A 17,813-nucleotide genomic window follows, 5' to 3' on the forward strand; every position below is an offset into this window, starting at 1 on the left:
CATACTCATCCTTCTTGGCTCGGGCCAGCCAGGGAATGTGCGGGTCTGGCCGTCAATTCGATGCCGAGGGCCTTCATGACGGCGATGGTCGTCTTGAGGGTAGGGTTCCCTTTGTCGCTGAACGAACGGTAGAGCTGCTCGCGCGAAAGCCCTGTCTCGTTCGCGATCTGGGTCATCCCCTTCGCGCGCGCCACGACGCCGAGCGCATGCGCGATGTATCCCGCATCCTCGGAAGCGAACGCCTCCGCCATGAAGGACGCGATTGCCTCGTCGGAGGTCAGCCCCTCGGCTGGGTCGAAAGTCGTCAGTATCTCGGCCACGTCATTCCTTCCATTCTTCAGCCAGACGTTTGGCGGTCCTGATGTCCTTGGCCTGTGTGCTCTTGTCGCCGCCACACAGGAGGATGATGAGGGTGCTGCCGCGTTGCTGGAGATAAACGCGGTAACCGGGACCATGGTGGATACGCACCTCGCTTATGCCGCCACCCACCGGCTTGACGTCGCCTACGTGTCCGTAGGCCAGTCGGTCGAGCCGTGCGAAGATCAGACCGCGGGCACGCTCATCCTTGAGGCGCGTCCACCACTTCCTGAACGTCTGCGTCTGCTTCAGCTCGAATATGAACGATAGTAGTTTTAAAACGACAATCCGTCAAGCATCCGTGGGTCCGAACGTAGTTGGGGAGACATGCTGCCTCTCTAACGAAACGAGCCGGGGACATGCCCCGGCTCGCGATTGTCCACCTGAAATGGATCCGGTCAGACCGAATAGTACATGTCGAACTCGACCGGATGCGGGGTCATCTCGAAGCGCATGACTTCATGCATCTTGAGTTCGATGTAGGCGTCGATCTGGTCGTCGTCGAAGACGCCGCCGGCCTTGAGGAAGCCGCGGTCCTTGTCGAGGCTCATGAGGGCCTCGCGCAGCGAGCCGCAGACGGTCGGGATCTTCTTCAGTTCCTTCGGCGGCAGGTCGTAGAGATCCTTGTCCATCGGCTGACCGGGGTGGGTCTTGTTCTTGATGCCGTCGAGGCCGGCCATCAGCATCGCAGCGAAGCCGAGATAGGGGTTCGCGCCCGGATCCGGGAAGCGGACCTCGACGCGCTTGGCCTTCGGCGAGGAGCCGAAGGGGATGCGGCAGGAGGCCGAGCGGTTGCGCGCCGAGTAGGCGAGCAACACGGGAGCCTCGAAGCCGGGCACCAGGCGCTTGTAGGAGTTGGTCAGCGGGTTGGTGAAGGCGTTGATCGCCTTGGCGTGCTTGATGATGCCGCCGATGTAGAACAGGCAGCTCTCCGACAGCCCCGCGTATTCATTGCCGGCGAAGGTCGGCTTGCCGCCCTTCCAGATCGACTGGTGCACGTGCATGCCCGAGCCGTTGTCGCCGTAGACCGGCTTCGGCATGAAGGTCGCGGTCTTGCCGTAGGCGTTGGCGACCTGGTGGATGACGTACTTGTAGATCTGCATCTTGTCGGCGTTGCGCGTCAGCGTGTCGAACTTGATGCCGAGCTCGTGCTGGGCAGCCGCGACCTCGTGGTGGTGCTTTTCGACGACCACGCCCATCTCGGCCATGACCGTCAGCATCTCGGAGCGCATGTCCTGCAGCGAATCGACCGGCGGAACCGGGAAGTAGCCGCCCTTGACGCGCGGCCGGTGGCCGAGGTTGCCGGTCTCGTAGTCGGTGTCGTCGTTCGACGGCAGTTCGCTCGAATCGAGCTTGAAGCCGGTGTTGTAGGGGTCGGCCTTGTACTTGACGTCGTCGAACACGAAGAACTCGGCCTCGGGACCGACATAGACGGTGTCGCCGATGCCTTCGGACTTCATGTAGGCTTCCGCCTTCTTGGCGGTTCCGCGCGGGTCGCGGTTGTAGGACTCGCCCGAGATCGGGTCGAGGATGTCGCAAACGACGGCCATGGTCGACTGCGCGAAGAACGGATCCATGTGCGCCGTCTCGGTGTCGGGCATGAGCACCATGTCGGACTCGTTGATCGCCTTCCAGCCCGCGATCGAGGAGCCGTCGAACATCACGCCGTCGGCGAACATGTCCTCGTCGACAGCCACGACGTCCATCGTCACGTGCTGCATCTTGCCCTTCGGATCGGTGAAGCGCAGGTCGACGAACTTAACGTCGTTGTCCTTGATCTGCTTCATGATGTCGTTTGCTGTCGTCATGTCTCATCCCTTGTCTGACGGTTTTCTCTTCGAAGCCGAATGCCGTCTCAGATAGCGTCTATTCCGGTTTCGCCTGTACGGATACGGACGACTTCCTCGATGTTGGATACGAATATCTTGCCGTCGCCGATCCGGCCAGTCTGCGCCGCCTTGCGGATCGCTTCCAGCGCGGCTTCGACGGATTCGTCGCCCAAGACCACCTCGACCTTCACCTTGGGCAGAAAGTCCACGACATATTCCGCACCTCTGTACAGTTCGGTATGACCCTTCTGGCGACCGAAGCCCTTGGCTTCCGTCACCGTGATCCCCTGCAATCCAACTTCCTGAAGGGCTTCCTTCACCTCGTCAAGCTTGAACGGCTTGATGATCGCTTCGATTTTTTTCATTAGACGGGGGCCTCCGATGGATTGAGCGGCAGATCGAACCCGCTTCGCCGACCCACAAGCACGAAGCATGCCAGACGGGGATAGCTGGGCGGGAGCGACAGCGATTCACGGGACGCCGCAATATCACTCCGGGTTTTGCGTCGCAGCGCTTACGGGGGTCACATCGGGCGAGCCGAATGGCTTCCTGATCACCATGCTGCCTGCCCAAAAAATACGCAAGCCGCAAACATCATGAGCAGGAACGAAGTGTTTGCCCGGCTCCTCCGGAACTGTCTACTCTGCGCCACCATCGACGGGGTTACCCATGGGCATTGAACTTCTGTCTCCCGCGCAGATGGCCGAAGCGGACAGGCTGGCGATCACGCGCGGACCATTCGACGGGCCGGCGCTGATGCAAAACGCAGGCTCGGCGGTCGCGCGCGAAATCCTTTCGCGGTATCCGCAGGCGCAAACGGTCCACGTGCTGGCCGGACCCGGCAACAATGGCGGCGACGGCTTCGTCGCGGCGCGGCTCCTGGCAGAAGCCGGCGTGGACGTGCGCGTCCATTGCGAGGGGCACCCACGGCCGGGGAGCGATGCCGAAGGCGCGCTTGCGGAGATGCGGCTGCCGTTGCTCGGGTTCGACGCGTTCGCGCCGCAGGCATCGGACGTCATTGTCGACGCCCTCTTTGGAGCGGGGTTGGTGCGCGAGATCGGCGCACCGCATGCCCCAGTCATCGAGAGGGCGAATGCATCGGGCGCCCCAATCGTCGCGGTCGATCTGCCTTCCGGCCTTTCGGGCGAGACCGGCCTCGTGCTCGGCATCGCGATCAGGGCGGACCTCACGGTCACCTTCTTCCGGCTTAAGCCCGGACATCTCCTCTATCCGGGGCGCGACCTTTGCGGCGAAACGATTCTCGTCGATATCGGGATTCCGGCCGACGTCCTGGCCGACATCGGGTCGCGAACGTTCCGCAGCGTTCCCGAACTCTGGCGTACCCATATTCCCTGGCCCGACAGTGGCTCGCACAAATATGCGCGCGGCCACGTGGGCGTTTTCTCCGGCGGACCCTCGGCGACCGGTGCGGCCCGGCTGGCCGCGATCTCGGCCGCAAGGGCGGGAGCAGGGGCCGTCACCGTTCTGTCGCCCAGGCAAGCGGTACAGGTGAACGCCATGCACCTGACGTCCGTGATGCTGAAGCGGACAGACACTCCCGAGGAAGCCGTCATGTTCGCGGCGGACAGGAAGATGACGTCAGCCTTGATCGGCCCGGGTTTCGGGGTGGGCGAGCGATGCACCGAATTCGTGCTCGCGCTGGCCCGCCTTGCCGCGGGCAGGCCGTTCGGCCTGGTCCTGGACGCAGACGCGATCACCTCGTTCGAAAATGCCCCGCACAGGCTGTTCGAGGCGCTGGCCGCGATCGGATCGGAAACTGGACGGGGTTGCGCAGTCCTGACCCCGCACGAGGGTGAATTCCGCAGGCTCTTCCCTGACCTCGCCGATGCTGCCGGTCTCTCGAAGCTGGAGCGCGCACGCCGGGCGGCGGAGCGGTCGCATGCCGTGGTCGTTCTCAAGGGACCCGACACCGTGATCGCTGCCGCAGACGGGCGTGCCGCGATCAACACCAATGCGACCCCCTTTCTGGCGACGGCCGGCTCCGGCGATGTGCTTGCGGGCATCGTGGCCGGACTGCTGGCGCAGGGAATGCCGGCTTTCGAGGCCGCGGCGGCTGGTGTCTGGCTGCATGCCGAAGCGGGTGCGCGGTTCGGACCGGGTCTGATCGCGGAGGATCTTCCCGGCCTCCTGCCTGCGGTCCTTGCCGGATTGCGTGATTCGCAGGGGTCGTCCTCCTAACCACCCGCTAACCAGTCTCTTTTGCCGTTTCTCAAGCCGGTCCTGCTACGGTCGCGGTGAGTTATCGGGAGACTTTCAATGGTTTCGACGGCAGGATCGACAGGGCAGGCGGCACTGCGCGCGCCAGTGGCAGGCGAGGTTCTCGCCCGTTTCCTCGGCAAGGACCGGATCTCGGCGGATGATGTCATTGCGCTTCGCCGGGACGTGTTCGGCGATGGGCTGGTCTCCCGCGAGGAGGCCGAGGCTCTGTTCGAGATCGACAGCCAGGCCGGGGGGGCCTGTCCGGAATGGCGGAGCTTCCTGATCGAGGCCGTGGCCGACTACGTCGTCCACCAGGAGGCGCCGGCCGGATACGTGTCCGAGCACAATGCCGACTGGCTGATCGCCTGCATGTCGGATGCGGGCCATGCGGAAAGCCTGATGCAGGTCGAAGTCGCCATCGCGGTCCTCGAACGCGCGCGGTCGGCCCCTGCGAGGCTGTCCGCCGCCGCGCTGGACCTCGTCGCCCGCGCGGTGGTCGAGAGCGACGCGCGCACGGTCTCGGGGGCGGAATTCACACCGGGCGCGGTCGGCAAGGCCGAAGTGGATGTCCTGCGCCGCGTGCTGTTCGCCTTCGGCGGCAAGGCCGGCATCGGCATCAGCCGCGAGGAGGCGGAGGCGCTCTTCGATCTGAACGAGCGGATCAAGGATGCCGTGAATCATCCGGAGTGGACCGACCTGTTCGTCAAAGCGATCGCGAACTTCGTCATGTGCGCGTCGGGTTACGCCCCGCCGCCGCGCGAGGAGGCGTTGAGGCGGGATGCGTTCCTGGATGGCACCGACGTGAACCTGGCGGGGTTCTTCCAGCGGATGCTTTCGGGCGGCCTGTCCGGTGTGCTCGATGCCTATCGCGGATCGAACGGGATGGAAGGCGCTTGGACCGAACGCAACGCCTCGCGCGAGAAGGCCGAGGCGGACGCAGAAGCGATCGATGCGGACGAGGCCGCCTGGCTGGTGGATCGCATCACCCGCGACGGCGACATCCACGAGAACGAGCGGGCGCTGTTGACCTTCATCGGCCGGGAGTCGCGCTCGATCCACCCGTCGATACGGGAACTGATCGATCGGGTGGCCTGACGGCGGCAACCCGCCGCCGGGCGGGGCTTAGCGTTCTTCTTCGAGGCGCGTCAGTTCGCGCTGGATGCGGTCGATGATACGGCCGGTATCCTCGTGCATGCGCTTCAGCCGTTCCAGTTGCACGGTAATGGCGGCGAGTGGGTCGGGCCCGATCTCGTCGGCGGGGGCATCGCCCACGCCGTGCAGCAGCCAGACCAGATTGACGTTCAGTATGCCCGCCAGAAGCGACAGCCGCTCGACGCTGGGTTCCGAGCGGTCGCTCTCCCATTGCTCGATGGTCTTCTGCCTGACGCCGACGCGGCGCGCCAGGGCGGCAGTCGTCATGCCCTGCGCGTCGCGGATGCGTGAGAGGCGGCCTCCGAACGTGTCGGAATCCGGGAGCCGGTTGTGGATGGATGTCACGACTGCCATGGAACGGTTTCCCTCCAACTGCGGATCTTTGTTGCCATAGATAACTTTAATCGAACTCCGTGGCGCCGCGACGAACGTCAGGTGACGTCGCCTTCGAGCATGCCGAGACGCTGGGCATGCCAGCGCAGGTGGTCGTCCATGAAGGTGGAGATGAAGAAGTAGGAGTGGTCGTATCCGGGTTGCATGCGCAGCTTGAGCGGGATGCCGGCCTTTCGGCACGCCTCCTCGAGCAGCCAGGGCTTGAGCCCGTCCTCAAGGAAACTGTCGGCCTTGCCCTGGTCGACGAGGAACTCCGAAAAGCGGTATCCGTCCTCGATCAGCGAGCAGGCATCATGAGTGCGCCAGTCGGCCTGGTTGGGACCGAGATAACGCTCGAACGCCCGGGCGGACCAGTCGGCGTCGGACGGATGAACGATCGGCGCGAAGGCAGAGCAACTCCTGAAGCGCTTCGGGTTCCTAAGCGCGATGGTGAGCGCGCCGTGGCCGCCCATGGAATGGCCGAAGATTGATTGGCGGTTCATGTCGGCAGGGAAATTGGCCGAAACGATCCGCGGCAGTTCCTCGACGACGTAGGAATACATGCGGTAGTTGGTGTCGTAGGGCGCTTCGCTGGCGTCGACGTAGAAACCGGCGCCCGAACCGAACTGCCAGTTGTCCTTCTCGTCCGGCACATGCGCGCCGCGCGGACTGGTATCGGGGCAGACGACGATCAGGCCGAGTTCGGCCGCCATGCGCCGGTACTCGCCCTTCTCCACGACGTTTGCATGAGTGCAGGTGAGGCCTGACAGATACCACAGCACTGGGCAGGGGCCTTCTTCGGCCTGCGGCGGGACGAAGACCGCGAACGTCATGTCGCAGCCGCAGGCTTCGGAGGCGTGGCTGTGGACGCTCTGCACGCCGCCATGGGATTTCGCTGTCGAAACTGTCTTGATGCTCATGCTGCGCGCGTCCGACGGGTGCCGGAGGTCTCGATGTTGAACTGTCTGGTGTCGCCTGGGGAGGCGGAGGAGAGTGTCCGTTCCTAGCACGAAGGGGCCGGAACGCCAAACCCGCCCGTTGCGGATGGAGGTCGGCAAGCCGGCCGGCACTACATCACTGCCGCTTCCGGCCGTTCTTCCTCCGGCGGCAGAACCGGCATTTCGCGCGACCGCCGCTCGATCTCGGCGTCGATCTCCTCGATCGAGGGGTTTCGTTCCTCGACCCACTTTTCCAGCCGGGCGAACTCGTCCGCGCCCATCGTCCGGTAGACCGTCACCTTCTGACCTTTCGCGAGCACCTCCACACCGTTGATGGCCAGCGCGCCCGAGAGTGTCTTCCAGTTCGGCCCGAAGGTCTTCACCATCGTGTACATGGTCTTGGCCTTGATCATGCCGACGCCGCCGGCCAGGCAGGCCTCGTAGAACATGTGGTGGGTCGCCTCTGCCGAACGCGTGCGAACGTCACAGAAATGGTCGTGGACGACCGAAGCCCGCCGGTATTCGCCCACGAAGGGCGGACCGAAGGTGGTCCAGAAAATCCGCGGGATCGATGCGCCGTTGATGACGGCGTTCTTCTTCGCCGTCCATCTCAGGCCGGCCGCGTCGACGAATGTGAAGGCCTTTGTCAGCTTCATGTCGCGGTCATCGCCCGGCTGCTCGAGCCAGGTAACGGAGACGGTGCCGATGAAGTGTGCTGCCATGCGATCCTCTCGCGCGACGACGAGCCATGCAGTGGATGATATGCTGGAGTGGAAGCGGACGGCGTGATCTGCTTCACACTCGCAGACGCAGGCGGCTTCGATCAGTTCGTGCGCCATTAGGCATTCGGCCCTGGCGCCGGCAATCAAGGCTCCCTGCCGGCGTTCATCGCCCTACGCACCGTGCGGTCGAGAGCGCTGAGGAATTCCGATCGGTCGCGCGCGGCAAAGCTCCGATTGAAGCCGCGGTCTTCGCCCGTTTCCCTAAGATGCTGCTTCAGATCCCGCATGGCCACCGCCATGCCGATCGATTCCGGCGTGAACGGCCTTCCGGTCGGGCCAATCACGTGGACGCCCGCCGGCACGAGCCGGGCTGCGAGCGGCACGTCCGCCGTCACTGCGACGTCGTTCGGCCGGGCGTTCTCCACGATCCAGTCGTCGGCCGCATCCGCTCCCTTCGAGACGACGACGTTGCGGATCATGGGATCGCGGGAAGGGCGCAGGCCACCGTTCGAGACGAAGGTGACGATCAGGCCGTGGCGTTGCGCGACGGTGACGGCCTCGTTCTTGACCGGGCAGGCGTCCGCATCGACGAAGATCTGCGGGGGCCTTATGTCGGCCGGCTCAGGCAATGTACTTGCGGGCCAGTGCCGCGCCGTCGCCGAGCGCCTTCAGCTTGCCGACCGCCACCTCACGCGACAAGGGTGCCAAGCCGCAATTGGTGCAGGGCTGGATGCGTTCGGCCTCCGCGTGCTTCAGTGCCTCGGCAATCGTTGCCGCCACCTGTTCCGGCGTCTCGACCGCATTCGTCGCCACGTCGATGACGCCGACGAGGATCTGCTTGTCCGTCAAGAGGCCGATCAGCGAGATCGGCACGCGCGAATTGGCGCATTCGAGCGACACCTGCTGGATGGAGGAGAGGTTCAGCGCCGGGAAGATCGCCTCATACTGCCGCCATTCGCTGCCCAGCGTCTCCTTCCACTTCACGTTGGCCTCGATGCCGTAGCCGTAGCAGATGTGGACGGCGGTGGCGCACTTCAGGCCGCGGGCCGCGCGCTCCAGCGCGGCGATGCCCCAGTCGTTGACCTCGTCCATGAAGACGTTGAAGGCCGGCTCGTCGAACTGGATGACGTCCACGCCCGCCGCCTCGAGCTCCAGCGCCTCCTCGTTCAAGATTTCCGCGAAGGCCATCGCCATGTCGGCGCGACGGCCATAGTGGGTGTCGGCCAGGGTGTCGCAGATGGTCATCGGCCCCGGCAGCGTCCATTTCAGCTTGCGGCTGGTGTGCGCGCGGCAGAAGGCGGCCTCGTCGCGATGCACGGGCCGCGTGCGGCGCAGGGCTCCCGTCACCGTCGGCACGTCGGCGACGTAGCGGTTGTTGCGGATGCCCATCGGCGTCATCAGCTGCCAGTCGATACCCTCCACGTTCTCCAGGAAGCCGTGCACGAAATGGCGGCGGAACTGCTCGCCATCGGAGACGATGTCGATCCCGGCATCCTCCTGTTCCTTGATCCACACGAGCGCGGCGTCGCGCTTGGCCCGGTCGAGATCGGCGCCTTCGAAGCGCCATTTCGGCCAGAGCTTTTCAGTCTCGGCCAGCCAGTGCGGTTTCGGCAGGCTGCCGGCGATGGTGGTGGGGAAGAGCATATTTCCTCGGCTTGGTTCGGCGGAACGTTTCAGGCCACGAGGGCCGCAAGGAGCGCCCACATGGTCATGAAGACCAGGATGAGCGAGCCGGCTGTCCAGAGATTGGCGCGCATGTCGTGCGTCTGGGCGGTAAAATAGGCCGCGAAATGCAGGAGCCTCGAAGCGACATAGCCGTACAGCAGCAACCAGGCGAGCCAGAGCGGGGGTTCCGCCAGGACGAAGAGGAACCCCGCGACAAGGAAGAAGGGGATGTTCTCGAGGTCGTTCTGGTGGATTCGGCGGATGCGCTCGACGCGCTCGTTGGGTTCGAGCTGCTTGGGATCCGGGCTCGGATTGAGGCGGGTCCTGCGCAGATCCTCGGGCGAGCGGTAGCCGCCCTTCTCCTGGATCATGCGCCAGACCGTCAGCCAGGACATCGATACCGCCTTCAGAATCATCAGGCAGGCAGCGATGGCATAGGTCCCCACCAGCGGGTTCTCAAGGCTGATGCCATCCACGGTTGTTCCCCCTGATTCCGGCGGTCTGCGCCAAGGCGGGTACATTACCACATCGTCTTTCGGAGCGCCCACACGCCATGACGGCGTACCTCGATCCCGTGCCGAACGGCCCCTCGCGACTCGGTTGACCCTTCGACGCGCGCGTCCAGCCAGGGTACAGAGCCTATCCGCCGAGATGGCAGCGGACGAGCGTCGCCTGCACCGGGGTCTCGGGAGAGCCGATTTCCAGCCGGTCGGGAGAGGTGAGCGAAAGCCGGATCTGGCGATCCTCCGTCTCGCCTTCGGCGATGCAGGAGGCGGCAAGCGTCACGATACCGTCGGCGAGCGGCGCCTCCTCGATGTTGCAAAGGCTCTCGTAGCGGCGGATGGTGGTCGGCGTGATGACGGCCATCTGTTCTACCGGCTCCTGGTCGATGCGGCTGCACTGGGCTGCATCGGCGGCCCACACGCCGACGTAATCCGGGCCGACGCCCGCTGGCCGGGCGCGGGCGGCGGAGAGGGTGTCGACTCTGAGAAGCTCCGGCGCCGCCAACCGCGCCTGCGGGTCGCCCTCGGGGAGTTCGGCGTCGGTCTTCGATTCCTCGATACGGCGGTTGAGGTCTTCGGCGGCGTTGCGAAGCTCCGCCGCCGCCTGCTCTGCAGCACCTTTGGCGATGCGACCGAGTTCCCGGGCATAGTCCCCAGCCTTGTCGATGGCCGGACCGGCGTCCTCGATCGCCTGTTCGGCTGCGTCGCGGCCTTGCTTGAGCAAGGTGCCGGCGCCCTCGGCGATCGACTTCGCGCCGTCGCGAAGCTGGTTGACCGCGCGATCCCGCTCGGCCGCGTCGTCACCTCCGTCCGGTGTGGCCGGTGGCGACGACTCCGCTGCCGCCGGCGGATCGGCCGTCGGGGGCACGGCGGCTCCATCGGTTTTCTCGTCGCTGCAGGCTGCGAGGGACAGCGCGAGCACGCTGGCGAAAATGGAAAGAGCGAAAGGTCTCATCGTGGCTCCGGGCAACATCCGGCCGGAAGGGCCGTGTCTCGGGGGAATGCTCGTGAGGCAAGCGGGTTCCGCAGGGAGTCAGTAGACCACCACGCTCCTGATGCTCTCTCCCGCATGCATCAGATCGAAACCCTTGTTGATCTCGTCGAGCGAGAGCTTGTGGGTGATCATCGGGTCGATCTGGATCTTGCCTTCCATATACCAGTCGACGATCTTGGGCACGTCGGTCCGGCCGCGCGCGCCGCCGAAGGCGGTGCCTTTCCAGGTGCGGCCCGTGACGAGCTGGAACGGACGCGTGGCGATCTCCTGGCCGGCGCCGGCCACGCCGATGATGATCGATTCGCCCCAGCCGCGATGGGCGCATTCCAGCGCCTGGCGCATGACCTTGACGTTGCCGGTGCAGTCAAACGTGTAGTCGGCGCCGCCGATCTGGTCGGCCCCGCGCTTGGTCAGGTTGACGATCTCGGCGACGACGTTCTCGCAATTCTTCGGATTGACGAAATGCGTCATGCCGAACTTCTCGCCCCATTCCTTCTTGTCGTCGTTGATGTCGACGCCGATGATCATGTCGGCGCCCGCGAGCCTGAGCCCCTGGATGACGTTGAGGCCGATGCCGCCGAGGCCGAACACGGCGGCCGTCGACCCGATTTCGACCTTGGCCGTGTTGACGACGGCGCCGATGCCGGTGGTCACGCCGCAGCCGATGTAGCAGATCGTATCGAACGGTGCGTCGGGGTTGACCTTCGCGACCGCGATCTCCGGCAGGACGGTGAAGTTCGAGAAGGTCGAGCAGCCCATGTAGTGGAACAGTTTCTCGCCGCCGATCGAGAAGCGCGAGGTTCCGTCCGGCATCAGCCCTTGGCCCTGGGTGGAGCGGATCGCGGTGCACAGGTTGGTCTTGCGCGACAGGCAGGACGGACACTGCCGGCATTCGGGCGTGTAGAGCGGGATGACGTGGTCACCCTTTTTCACCGAGGTGACGCCCGGCCCGACGTCGACGACCACGCCCGCGCCTTCGTGCCCGAGGATCGCGGGGAAAAGGCCCTCGGGATCGGCGCCGGACAGCGTGAATTCGTCGGTGTGGCAGATGCCGGTCGCCTTGACCTCGACCAGCACCTCGCCGGCGCGAGGACCTTCGAGGTCGACCTCCATGATCTCGAGCGGTTTTCCGGCAGCTATGGCGACGGCGGCGCGTGTCTTCATGGGGTGGTCCTTCCTGATCCTCGATTTGCGCGGCAAGATTTCAGGATTTCTCGGGGCGGGCAAGCCCGCGGCCGGGAACCGGTCCGGGTCGGTCGCGTTGCTGCCGGTTCCGGCAACAATTCGTCACCGTACGGACATCGTCGGGTCATGCGGATTGGCTAAGTCACCGTTCAGCGGGTGGCGGCCCTGGGAGAGACGACATGCACTGCGATACGACCATCGACGAACTGCTGAGCGAACCGATCATCCGCAAGCTCATGGCGCGCGACGGGATCAAGGCCGAGGACATCCGCTCGCTGCTGGACGAGGCACAGGCGCGTGCGAACACCACCCCGCCCGGGGGAACGATCATTCTGCCGCGGCCCGCCGGTCCCGCGATGGAGGTCGTTGGCTAGGCGGCCCAGAGTGGCTCAGCCGCACCAGCTTTCCTTGTGGCCCCGCCATTCGTGGGCGAGGCCGTCCGCGACGAGTATCTCCCCGATCGAGCGGCCGTCGCGATGCACGGTACGCAGCTTGCGGCCGTAACGATCCTCGTCACGGTCGCTACGCCGCAGTTCGAACTCCCCGGAATTCAAGAGCAACTGCAAGCGAAGCGTCGCTTTCCCCGCCAGCTGTTTCTCGGTCGCGCAAGCGGGTCCCGTAACCTCGGGTGTGTCAATGTCGGCGATGCGTATCTTGACACCGTCGAGCCAGAACGTGTCTCCGTCGACCACGCAGTTGACGCGCTTCGACGCCCCGCAGATCGAGAATTGCTGCCGGACGGGATGGCCGTTCAATGGCTGGCGAGCATCGCCGCCGCGCGCACTCCGCAGCACCACGTCGCCGCGCAAGGTCTGGCGGGGGCCGTCCGATGCGAAATAGCCGACCACGTCAGGCGTCTGCGCGGCGCCGGCGAGGAATGGCAACGCGGCGGCCGCCAGTATGACGGCGAGGACGAGGAAGCCGAAGGTCAGCGAGGTTCCCGGCCTGTATGCGGGCCGCTTCGGCGGCGCCTGCCGTGGCCTGGGCTGCGGTTTTCCCGATGCACTTGCGGTCGATTTTTCGTTCGTAGATCCGAATCTCTCGCCAGCCATCCGCGCCTCGTTTCCGGTCGGGCGCATCCTGTCGGGTCGAAGCTAGGGATCGGTTAACGTCGGGATAACGATTTTAGAGACCGCCGATCGCAAAGGCTCGCCGCGCCGGGCGGGCGGCGCGCTCTTGCGCCGTCGGACGCAAGAGAATCGCAGCGGTTTCGTTCGGATTCAGTCTTTGTTGGTAATTTCCTGTTCACTTCGATGGAGAGTGCGTGCGGCGTCCGGCCCGCGTCCACCCGAACAGTACCTTGCGTCCGGGGTTTTCATGCGTACGTCTCGACTAGCGACGATCCTGCTTGCCAGCGCCATCCTGACCGGTTGCACCAGAAGTGCCGGGCTCGAAGAGCTGGTTCCGCGTCCCTCGATGGAGGTGACGAATTCGATCGCACGCCCCGACGCCCCCGTTGCTGAAGCGAACGAAATGGCGTCCCAGGATGAACCCGCGGGAACCGGTGCGGAGGCGTCCGCGCCCGTGGTGGAGGCGGCGCTTGTCGCGCCCGACAAGCCGTCCCCTGCGGCAAAGGCGCTGCTGGACGGCACAGTTCATCCGCAGCGCTTTCGCGACGCCCACCCGATCAATTTCGGCAAGGCGTCGCCGCGGAGCCTGGCCGTGCACGGCGTGGACGTTTCGCGCTGGCAGGGCAACATCGACTGGCCGAAGCTCAGGACGCAAGGAGCGAACTTCGTCTGGATCAAGGCGACGGATGGCGGCGACCATCTCGACCCGATGTTCCGGCGCAACTGGAACGCCGCCGCTCTGGCCGGCGTGCCGCGCGGCGCCTACCATTTCTTCTACTGGTGCCGCACTGCCTCCTCGCAGGCCGACTGGTTCATCCGCAACGTGCCGAAGGCCAAGGGCGCGTTGCCGCCGGTACTCGACGTCGAATGGAACCATCTGTCCGAATGCAAGAAGCGGCCCTCGCGCGAGCAGGTCCTGGAAAAGATGCAGGTCTTCATGGACAGGCTGGAGAAGCACTACGGGCAGCGGCCCATCATTTACACCGCGCCCGATTTCTACCGCGACAATCTGAAGGGCGCCTTCCCGAACCATCCCTTCTGGCTGCGCTCGGTCGCCGCGCACCCCTCAAAGGTCTATCCCGGCCGCGACTGGGTGTTCTGGCAATATTCGGGCTCGGGCCTGTCGCACGGGGTGGACGAGCGCATCGACCTCAACGTCTTCGTCGGCTCGGAAGGCCAGTGGCGCAAGTGGCTCGCCGCCAACGCGGGGTAGGCGGATCTCTTCTATCGGGTCACGGGCGCGCTCCATCATCGCCACGCCCGCCAACGCGTCTGGCCTTTGAGGTCCCATCTCCCAAGGGAGGCGGTGCGCGCGCTGGCGGACGGTCCGACAGCGCTGTTTTTCTAGAACGATGCTCGTCAGACGCGCACCGCCGACGCTGCTGCCCCCCTCTGTCACACCCTGTGCCCGAAGGCCGTGGATCGACAGCTCCGGAGGGGCCGGGACCGTGGGGCCTTGCCGAGGCAATCCCCGACCCCGCCAACCGGACGAAGCCAATCCCGCACGCCGTCACGTCCCCCTGGTCGGCCCGGCAGCCACCCAAGGCCCGGTGGACGCGACGGAGAGCATGATGCGACACGGCGTAGGCGCGTGGACAAGAATTCGCGGGACCGGCAGTCGGCGGCGGGCGGCCGGCAGTCGGATCAAGGGGTTGGCCCGCGGCAGGGCCTGAGTGAGGCGCTGGTTTGTCCACGCAGCGGCTTGCCCGCGGATGGTGCCCGGCGCGAACATCCCGACCGCGTGATCTGGGAATCGCCGCCGAGGCAAGCGAGGGAGGCCATCCGGGCCCATTCCGGACCATCGACGTGTCTGCCGGGGAAGGAAACGGGTTGCCCCCCGCGGCCAGCGCGTCGTCCGTGTCTATCCCGGCCGGTAGACGCGGGCGGCGGTATTGTGGAACAGGTTCGCCTGGTCAGCCTCGCTGAATTTTTCCGCCGCGGCGCGATGCGCCTGCATCAGGTCGGCGTAGCTGGTCCAGAGTTTCTCGATCGGGAAGTTTGAGCCGAACATCAGCCGCTCGCTGCCGAAGATTTCCATGGCGGCGTCGTAGATCGTCGAGATTAGCGCCGGGTCGTTGCGATGGACGAAGGTGCCCAGGCCGGAGAGCTTGGCGCTGAGATTGGGCGCCTGCGCCAGCGTTCGCAGCCCCACCTTCCAGTCCTCGACCGTGCGGTCGTCGCTTGCCGTCAGCATGCCGACATGGGTGAGGATGAAATCGGTGCCAGGGTGTTCGGCGACGAGGTCGAGCCCGTCGCGCATCTGGCCGGGAAAGAGCTGCAGGTCGAAGGAGAGACCATAATCCTTCAGGCGGCCGACATTGGCCCGCACCTTCGGATCGATCACCTGCCTTGCATCCGCGGCGAAACGGAAGGCGGGGTTCTCGTGCCAGTGAAGCTGCATGCGAATGCCGCGCAGGAGCGGGTACTTCTTCAGGCGGTCGAGTTGCGGGCGCACGTCGTCCACCGTCATGTCGGCATAGCCGACGATGGCGCGCGGCCAGCCGGTGCGATCGGCGGTCTCGCTGACGAAGGCGACCTCCTTTTCGAAGTCCTCCTTCGCCCAGTTGGTCTGCACGTAGACCGCCCGCTCGACGCCGAGCCCCTCGCGGTCGGCGAGAAACTCCTCCATCGGATAGTCGCGGCGGATCGGCTCGTAGGGACCAAAGATGCGCGGCACCATCGGGCCGACGAGCCAGGGCTGGTCCGCCTGCCGCCAGATGTGGAAGTGCGAATCGATCATTTTCTGCATCACGACGCCTTTCGCCAGATCGTATCGGCCGCCGGTGCCGGCCGCGCCAAAGAGAGGATGAAACGGGTGAGGGCCTCGAGCGAGGATCCGTCGACCAGATCGTCGAGGAAGGGCAGCACCGCCCGAAGGGCCGCCGTCTCGGGGCGGAAGCGCGGATCGGCGGCGAGTGGCGTGCAGAGCGACAGGCGATGAGCCCGTGCGGAAAGCCGGCGCAGGGCCACCTCCATCTCGGCGTGGCCGCCACGCTCCAGCCCGTCCGTCAGGATCACGATCGAGGCGCCGCGTGCGAAGGCGGCGAAACGCGGCACGGCGAGGAAGGCGAGCAGCGCTGGCCCGATGCGCGTGCCGCCGTCCCAGTCCTCGACGAAACCCGCGGCGCGGGCAAGCGCGGTCTCGCGGTCGCGGACCTTCAGCGACGGCGTTATGCGGGTGAGGCGGGTGCCGAAGGTGAAGACCTCGGCGCGCTCGGCATTGCGCACGATCGTGTGCGCGAGGTCGAGATGGTTCGCGGTGTGCTGCTTCATCGAACCGGATATGTCGATCAGGAGAAGCAGCTTGCGCTGCACGAGCGGGCGCCGGCGCTTCGGTGGTTTGGGGATGTCGCCATCGGCCCGGGCGATGGCGCGCAGCGACCGTCGCAGATCTGGCTCGCCGCGCGCGCGGGTCCGCACGCTGCGCAGCGAGCGGCGCACGGGCAGGGCGGAGGGCAGTGCCAGGCCGAAGGCGGCGAGCGTTGCGTCCCTGCCGGCGAAACGCCGCGCGCCCAACCGCTCGGCGCCCGAGGGGAGGGCTCCGCCCTTTTCCGACCGCGGTTCCTCCGCCTCCTGTTCGGGGGCCGCGTTGCCGTCCTTGACGCGGGTCTCCTCGTCGCTGTCGCCTTCCGCCGCCAGTTCGGCGTCGCCCCAGAACCAGGCGCGGAACAGGGCGTCGAAATCGCGGCGGCGATCCGGCTGCGGCGCCAGCGTCGCCAGTGCCGCCTGGCGGATATCCTCCATGGAGCGGGGGCCGAGCAGCGTCACGCCGCGCAGGAAGGCGATCGACTGCTCCGGCGCGACCGCGAAGCCGGCGGAGCGCAGCAGGCGTGCGAAGCCGAGAAGGTGATCGGCGGCGGGGGCGAGGGCACTCACGACAGGGCGTCCTCGACGATTTTGTCGAAATCCGGCGCCAGATAGGCGAGATCCTCCTCGTCCTTGACGAGCACGCCGATGGCGCGGCGGAAGGCTTCGGGCCATGGGCTGCCGCCTTTTTCCAGCACGGTGGCGGCATTGGCCCATTCGATCGCCTCCGAGATGCCCGGCGGCTTGGCGAGCGGCCTGGCGCGGATGTCGCGCACTGCGCGCGCGACGGCCCGGGCGGTCGCCTCGGCGACGTCGCTGGCGCGCAGCGCGATGATGCGGGCTTCGCGCTCTGCGTCGGGATAGCCGATCCAGTGGTACACGCAGCGCCGCCGCAGTGCCTCGGCCAGGTCGCGGGTGCGGTTTGAGGTCAGGATGACGACCGGGCGCGCAGCGGCGGCGAGCGTGCCGCGCTCGGGAATGGTGATCTGGAAGTCCGACAGGAATTCGAGCAGCAGTGCCTCGAACTCGTGGTCGCTGCGGTCGATCTCGTCGACGAGAAGCACGCTCGCCTCGGGCCTGCGCAGCACCTTGAGCAGCGGCCGTTCGATCAGGAAACGGTCGTCGTAGATGTCGATCTCGTGCTCGCCTGCCTGCCGGATGGCGAGAAGCTGGCGCTGGTAGTTCCATTCGTAAAGCGCATGCGCGGCGTCGATGCCCTCGTAGCACTGGAGACGGACCAGTTCCGACCCGAGCATCTGCGCCACCACCTTGGCGGCCTCCGTCTTGCCCACACCCGGCGCGCCTTCCAGCAGCAGCGGCTTGCCGAGGCGCATGGCGAGGAAGATTGCGGTGGCGAGGCCTTCGTCCGCGACGTAGCGTGCCTCCGCCAGCCTGTCGGCGACGGCTTCGGGGGAGGGGGCGATGGTGTCGGCTAGCATCGCTTTGCACGACCGGCGGTGGAGACGAAGCACCCCCACTCCGTCTGCCTTCGGCAGCCAC

At 65.9% G+C, this 17,813-nt stretch carries 20 protein-coding genes; 4 read left to right on the forward strand and 16 right to left on the reverse strand.

All coding sequences use genetic code 11. The annotated features are described in order from the left end of the window. Window positions 1-5: 5 nt before the first annotated feature. From ABGN05_RS28885 to ABGN05_RS28900, 4 genes are all read right to left on the reverse strand, one after another. On the reverse strand, window positions 6-320 hold the full coding sequence (locus ABGN05_RS28885) for an addiction module antidote protein (RefSeq protein ID WP_367957506.1): 315 nt from the start codon (window positions 318-320) through the stop codon (window positions 6-8). A gap of 1 nt (window position 321) precedes the next feature. Further along, window positions 322-618, reverse strand: a complete 297-nt coding sequence (locus ABGN05_RS28890) for a type II toxin-antitoxin system RelE/ParE family toxin (protein ID WP_367957599.1) — start codon at window positions 616-618, stop codon at window positions 322-324. Between the two features lie 137 nt (window positions 619-755). Then, window positions 756-2,165, reverse strand: a complete 1,410-nt coding sequence (gene glnA / locus ABGN05_RS28895; protein WP_367957507.1) for a type I glutamate--ammonia ligase — start codon at window positions 2,163-2,165, stop codon at window positions 756-758. Window positions 2,166-2,212: 47 nt separating this feature from the next. Beyond that, window positions 2,213-2,551, reverse strand: coding sequence for a P-II family nitrogen regulator (locus tag ABGN05_RS28900; protein ID WP_072604158.1), 339 nt, complete (start codon window positions 2,549-2,551; stop codon window positions 2,213-2,215). A 304-nt stretch (window positions 2,552-2,855) separates the two neighbouring features. Between ABGN05_RS28900 and ABGN05_RS28905 the strand changes: the two genes are divergently transcribed. Next, window positions 2,856-4,385 carry an NAD(P)H-hydrate dehydratase gene (locus tag ABGN05_RS28905; protein WP_367957508.1) on the forward strand — a complete coding sequence of 510 codons (1,530 nt, stop codon included), beginning with the start codon at window positions 2,856-2,858 and terminating at the stop codon, window positions 4,383-4,385. A 78-nt stretch (window positions 4,386-4,463) separates the two neighbouring features. Further along, entirely contained in the window at window positions 4,464-5,501 is a 1,038-nt protein-coding gene (locus ABGN05_RS28910) for a hypothetical protein (RefSeq protein ID WP_367957509.1), read from the forward strand. Between the two features lie 27 nt (window positions 5,502-5,528). Here the strand turns inward: ABGN05_RS28910 and ABGN05_RS28915 are convergent, their stop codons facing one another. From ABGN05_RS28915 to ABGN05_RS28950, 8 genes are all read right to left on the reverse strand, one after another. Continuing rightward, complete coding sequence (locus ABGN05_RS28915) at window positions 5,529-5,912, reverse strand: helix-turn-helix domain-containing protein (RefSeq protein ID WP_367957510.1); 384 nt, start codon at window positions 5,910-5,912, stop codon at window positions 5,529-5,531. A gap of 77 nt (window positions 5,913-5,989) precedes the next feature. Continuing rightward, the gene (fghA, locus tag ABGN05_RS28920) at window positions 5,990-6,850 is read right to left on the reverse strand and encodes an S-formylglutathione hydrolase (protein ID WP_367957511.1); all 861 of its coding nucleotides are present in this window, start codon (window positions 6,848-6,850) and stop codon (window positions 5,990-5,992) included. A gap of 149 nt (window positions 6,851-6,999) precedes the next feature. Further along, entirely contained in the window at window positions 7,000-7,590 is a 591-nt protein-coding gene (locus ABGN05_RS28925; protein ID WP_367957512.1) for a DUF1353 domain-containing protein, read from the reverse strand. Window positions 7,591-7,733: 143 nt separating this feature from the next. After that, entirely contained in the window at window positions 7,734-8,219 is a 486-nt protein-coding gene (locus ABGN05_RS28930) for a YaiI/YqxD family protein (protein ID WP_373695993.1), read from the reverse strand. Continuing rightward, window positions 8,212-9,234 (reverse strand): methionine synthase, encoded by a 1,023-nt coding sequence (locus tag ABGN05_RS28935; RefSeq protein ID WP_367957513.1) that lies wholly within the window; start codon window positions 9,232-9,234, stop codon window positions 8,212-8,214. Before ABGN05_RS28935 ends, ABGN05_RS28930 begins: the two co-directional genes overlap by 8 nt. A 29-nt stretch (window positions 9,235-9,263) precedes the next feature. After that, window positions 9,264-9,731 (reverse strand): MAPEG family protein, encoded by a 468-nt coding sequence (locus ABGN05_RS28940; protein WP_367957514.1) that lies wholly within the window; start codon window positions 9,729-9,731, stop codon window positions 9,264-9,266. A gap of 163 nt (window positions 9,732-9,894) precedes the next feature. Next, entirely contained in the window at window positions 9,895-10,713 is an 819-nt protein-coding gene (locus ABGN05_RS28945) for a hypothetical protein (RefSeq protein WP_367957515.1), read from the reverse strand. A 78-nt stretch (window positions 10,714-10,791) separates the two neighbouring features. Further along, window positions 10,792-11,916 carry an S-(hydroxymethyl)glutathione dehydrogenase/class III alcohol dehydrogenase gene (locus ABGN05_RS28950; RefSeq protein WP_367957516.1) on the reverse strand — a complete coding sequence of 375 codons (1,125 nt, stop codon included), beginning with the start codon at window positions 11,914-11,916 and terminating at the stop codon, window positions 10,792-10,794. A 200-nt stretch (window positions 11,917-12,116) separates the two neighbouring features. Between ABGN05_RS28950 and ABGN05_RS28955 the strand changes: the two genes are divergently transcribed. After that, entirely contained in the window at window positions 12,117-12,311 is a 195-nt protein-coding gene (locus ABGN05_RS28955) for a hypothetical protein (protein ID WP_367957517.1), read from the forward strand. 15 nt (window positions 12,312-12,326) lie between these two features. Here ABGN05_RS28955 and ABGN05_RS28960 read toward each other — a convergent pair whose 3' ends face one another. Continuing rightward, window positions 12,327-12,989 carry a thermonuclease family protein gene (locus ABGN05_RS28960; RefSeq protein ID WP_367957518.1) on the reverse strand — a complete coding sequence of 221 codons (663 nt, stop codon included), beginning with the start codon at window positions 12,987-12,989 and terminating at the stop codon, window positions 12,327-12,329. 265 nt (window positions 12,990-13,254) lie between these two features. Between ABGN05_RS28960 and ABGN05_RS28965 the strand changes: the two genes are divergently transcribed. Then, window positions 13,255-14,220, forward strand: a complete 966-nt coding sequence (locus tag ABGN05_RS28965; RefSeq protein WP_367957519.1) for a glycoside hydrolase family 25 protein — start codon at window positions 13,255-13,257, stop codon at window positions 14,218-14,220. A gap of 648 nt (window positions 14,221-14,868) precedes the next feature. Here ABGN05_RS28965 and ABGN05_RS28970 read toward each other — a convergent pair. The 3 genes from ABGN05_RS28970 to ABGN05_RS28980 are packed head-to-tail and all read right to left on the reverse strand — an operon-like array spanning window position 14,869 to window position 17,752. Continuing rightward, entirely contained in the window at window positions 14,869-15,756 is an 888-nt protein-coding gene (locus tag ABGN05_RS28970; RefSeq protein ID WP_367957520.1) for an amidohydrolase family protein, read from the reverse strand. Next, on the reverse strand, window positions 15,756-16,883 hold the full coding sequence (locus tag ABGN05_RS28975) for a vWA domain-containing protein (RefSeq protein WP_367957521.1): 1,128 nt from the start codon (window positions 16,881-16,883) through the stop codon (window positions 15,756-15,758). Before ABGN05_RS28975 ends, ABGN05_RS28970 begins: the two co-directional genes overlap by 1 nt. After that, the gene (locus ABGN05_RS28980; RefSeq protein ID WP_367957522.1) at window positions 16,880-17,752 is read right to left on the reverse strand and encodes an AAA family ATPase; all 873 of its coding nucleotides are present in this window, start codon (window positions 17,750-17,752) and stop codon (window positions 16,880-16,882) included. Before ABGN05_RS28980 ends, ABGN05_RS28975 begins: the two co-directional genes overlap by 4 nt. Window positions 17,753-17,813: the final 61 nt, after the last annotated feature.

Source organism: Aquibium pacificum (assembly GCF_040839445.1).
Taxonomy (GTDB): Bacteria; Pseudomonadota; Alphaproteobacteria; order Rhizobiales; family Rhizobiaceae; genus Aquibium; species Aquibium pacificus.

What these genes read in the sequence shown, in the direction of transcription:
- glnA (WP_367957507.1), bottom strand. Translation starts at nt 2,165, where the DNA reads ATGACGACAGCAAACGACATCATGAAGCAGATCAAGGACAACGACGTT.
- ABGN05_RS28900 (WP_072604158.1), bottom strand. Translation starts at nt 2,551, where the DNA reads ATGAAAAAAATCGAAGCGATCATCAAGCCGTTCAAGCTTGACGAGGTG.
- ABGN05_RS28905 (WP_367957508.1), top strand. Translation starts at nt 2,856, where the DNA reads ATGGGCATTGAACTTCTGTCTCCCGCGCAGATGGCCGAAGCGGACAGG.
- ABGN05_RS28910 (WP_367957509.1), top strand. Translation starts at nt 4,464, where the DNA reads ATGGTTTCGACGGCAGGATCGACAGGGCAGGCGGCACTGCGCGCGCCA.
- ABGN05_RS28915 (WP_367957510.1), bottom strand. Translation starts at nt 5,912, where the DNA reads ATGGCAGTCGTGACATCCATCCACAACCGGCTCCCGGATTCCGACACG.
- fghA (WP_367957511.1), bottom strand. Translation starts at nt 6,850, where the DNA reads ATGAGCATCAAGACAGTTTCGACAGCGAAATCCCATGGCGGCGTGCAG.
- ABGN05_RS28925 (WP_367957512.1), bottom strand. Translation starts at nt 7,590, where the DNA reads ATGGCAGCACACTTCATCGGCACCGTCTCCGTTACCTGGCTCGAGCAG.
- ABGN05_RS28935 (WP_367957513.1), bottom strand. Translation starts at nt 9,234, where the DNA reads ATGCTCTTCCCCACCACCATCGCCGGCAGCCTGCCGAAACCGCACTGG.
- ABGN05_RS28945 (WP_367957515.1), bottom strand. Translation starts at nt 10,713, where the DNA reads ATGAGACCTTTCGCTCTTTCCATTTTCGCCAGCGTGCTCGCGCTGTCC.
- ABGN05_RS28950 (WP_367957516.1), bottom strand. Translation starts at nt 11,916, where the DNA reads ATGAAGACACGCGCCGCCGTCGCCATAGCTGCCGGAAAACCGCTCGAG.
- ABGN05_RS28955 (WP_367957517.1), top strand. Translation starts at nt 12,117, where the DNA reads ATGCACTGCGATACGACCATCGACGAACTGCTGAGCGAACCGATCATC.
- ABGN05_RS28960 (WP_367957518.1), bottom strand. Translation starts at nt 12,989, where the DNA reads ATGGCTGGCGAGAGATTCGGATCTACGAACGAAAAATCGACCGCAAGT.
- ABGN05_RS28965 (WP_367957519.1), top strand. Translation starts at nt 13,255, where the DNA reads ATGCGTACGTCTCGACTAGCGACGATCCTGCTTGCCAGCGCCATCCTG.
- ABGN05_RS28970 (WP_367957520.1), bottom strand. Translation starts at nt 15,756, where the DNA reads ATGCAGAAAATGATCGATTCGCACTTCCACATCTGGCGGCAGGCGGAC.
- ABGN05_RS28980 (WP_367957522.1), bottom strand. Translation starts at nt 17,752, where the DNA reads ATGCTAGCCGACACCATCGCCCCCTCCCCCGAAGCCGTCGCCGACAGG.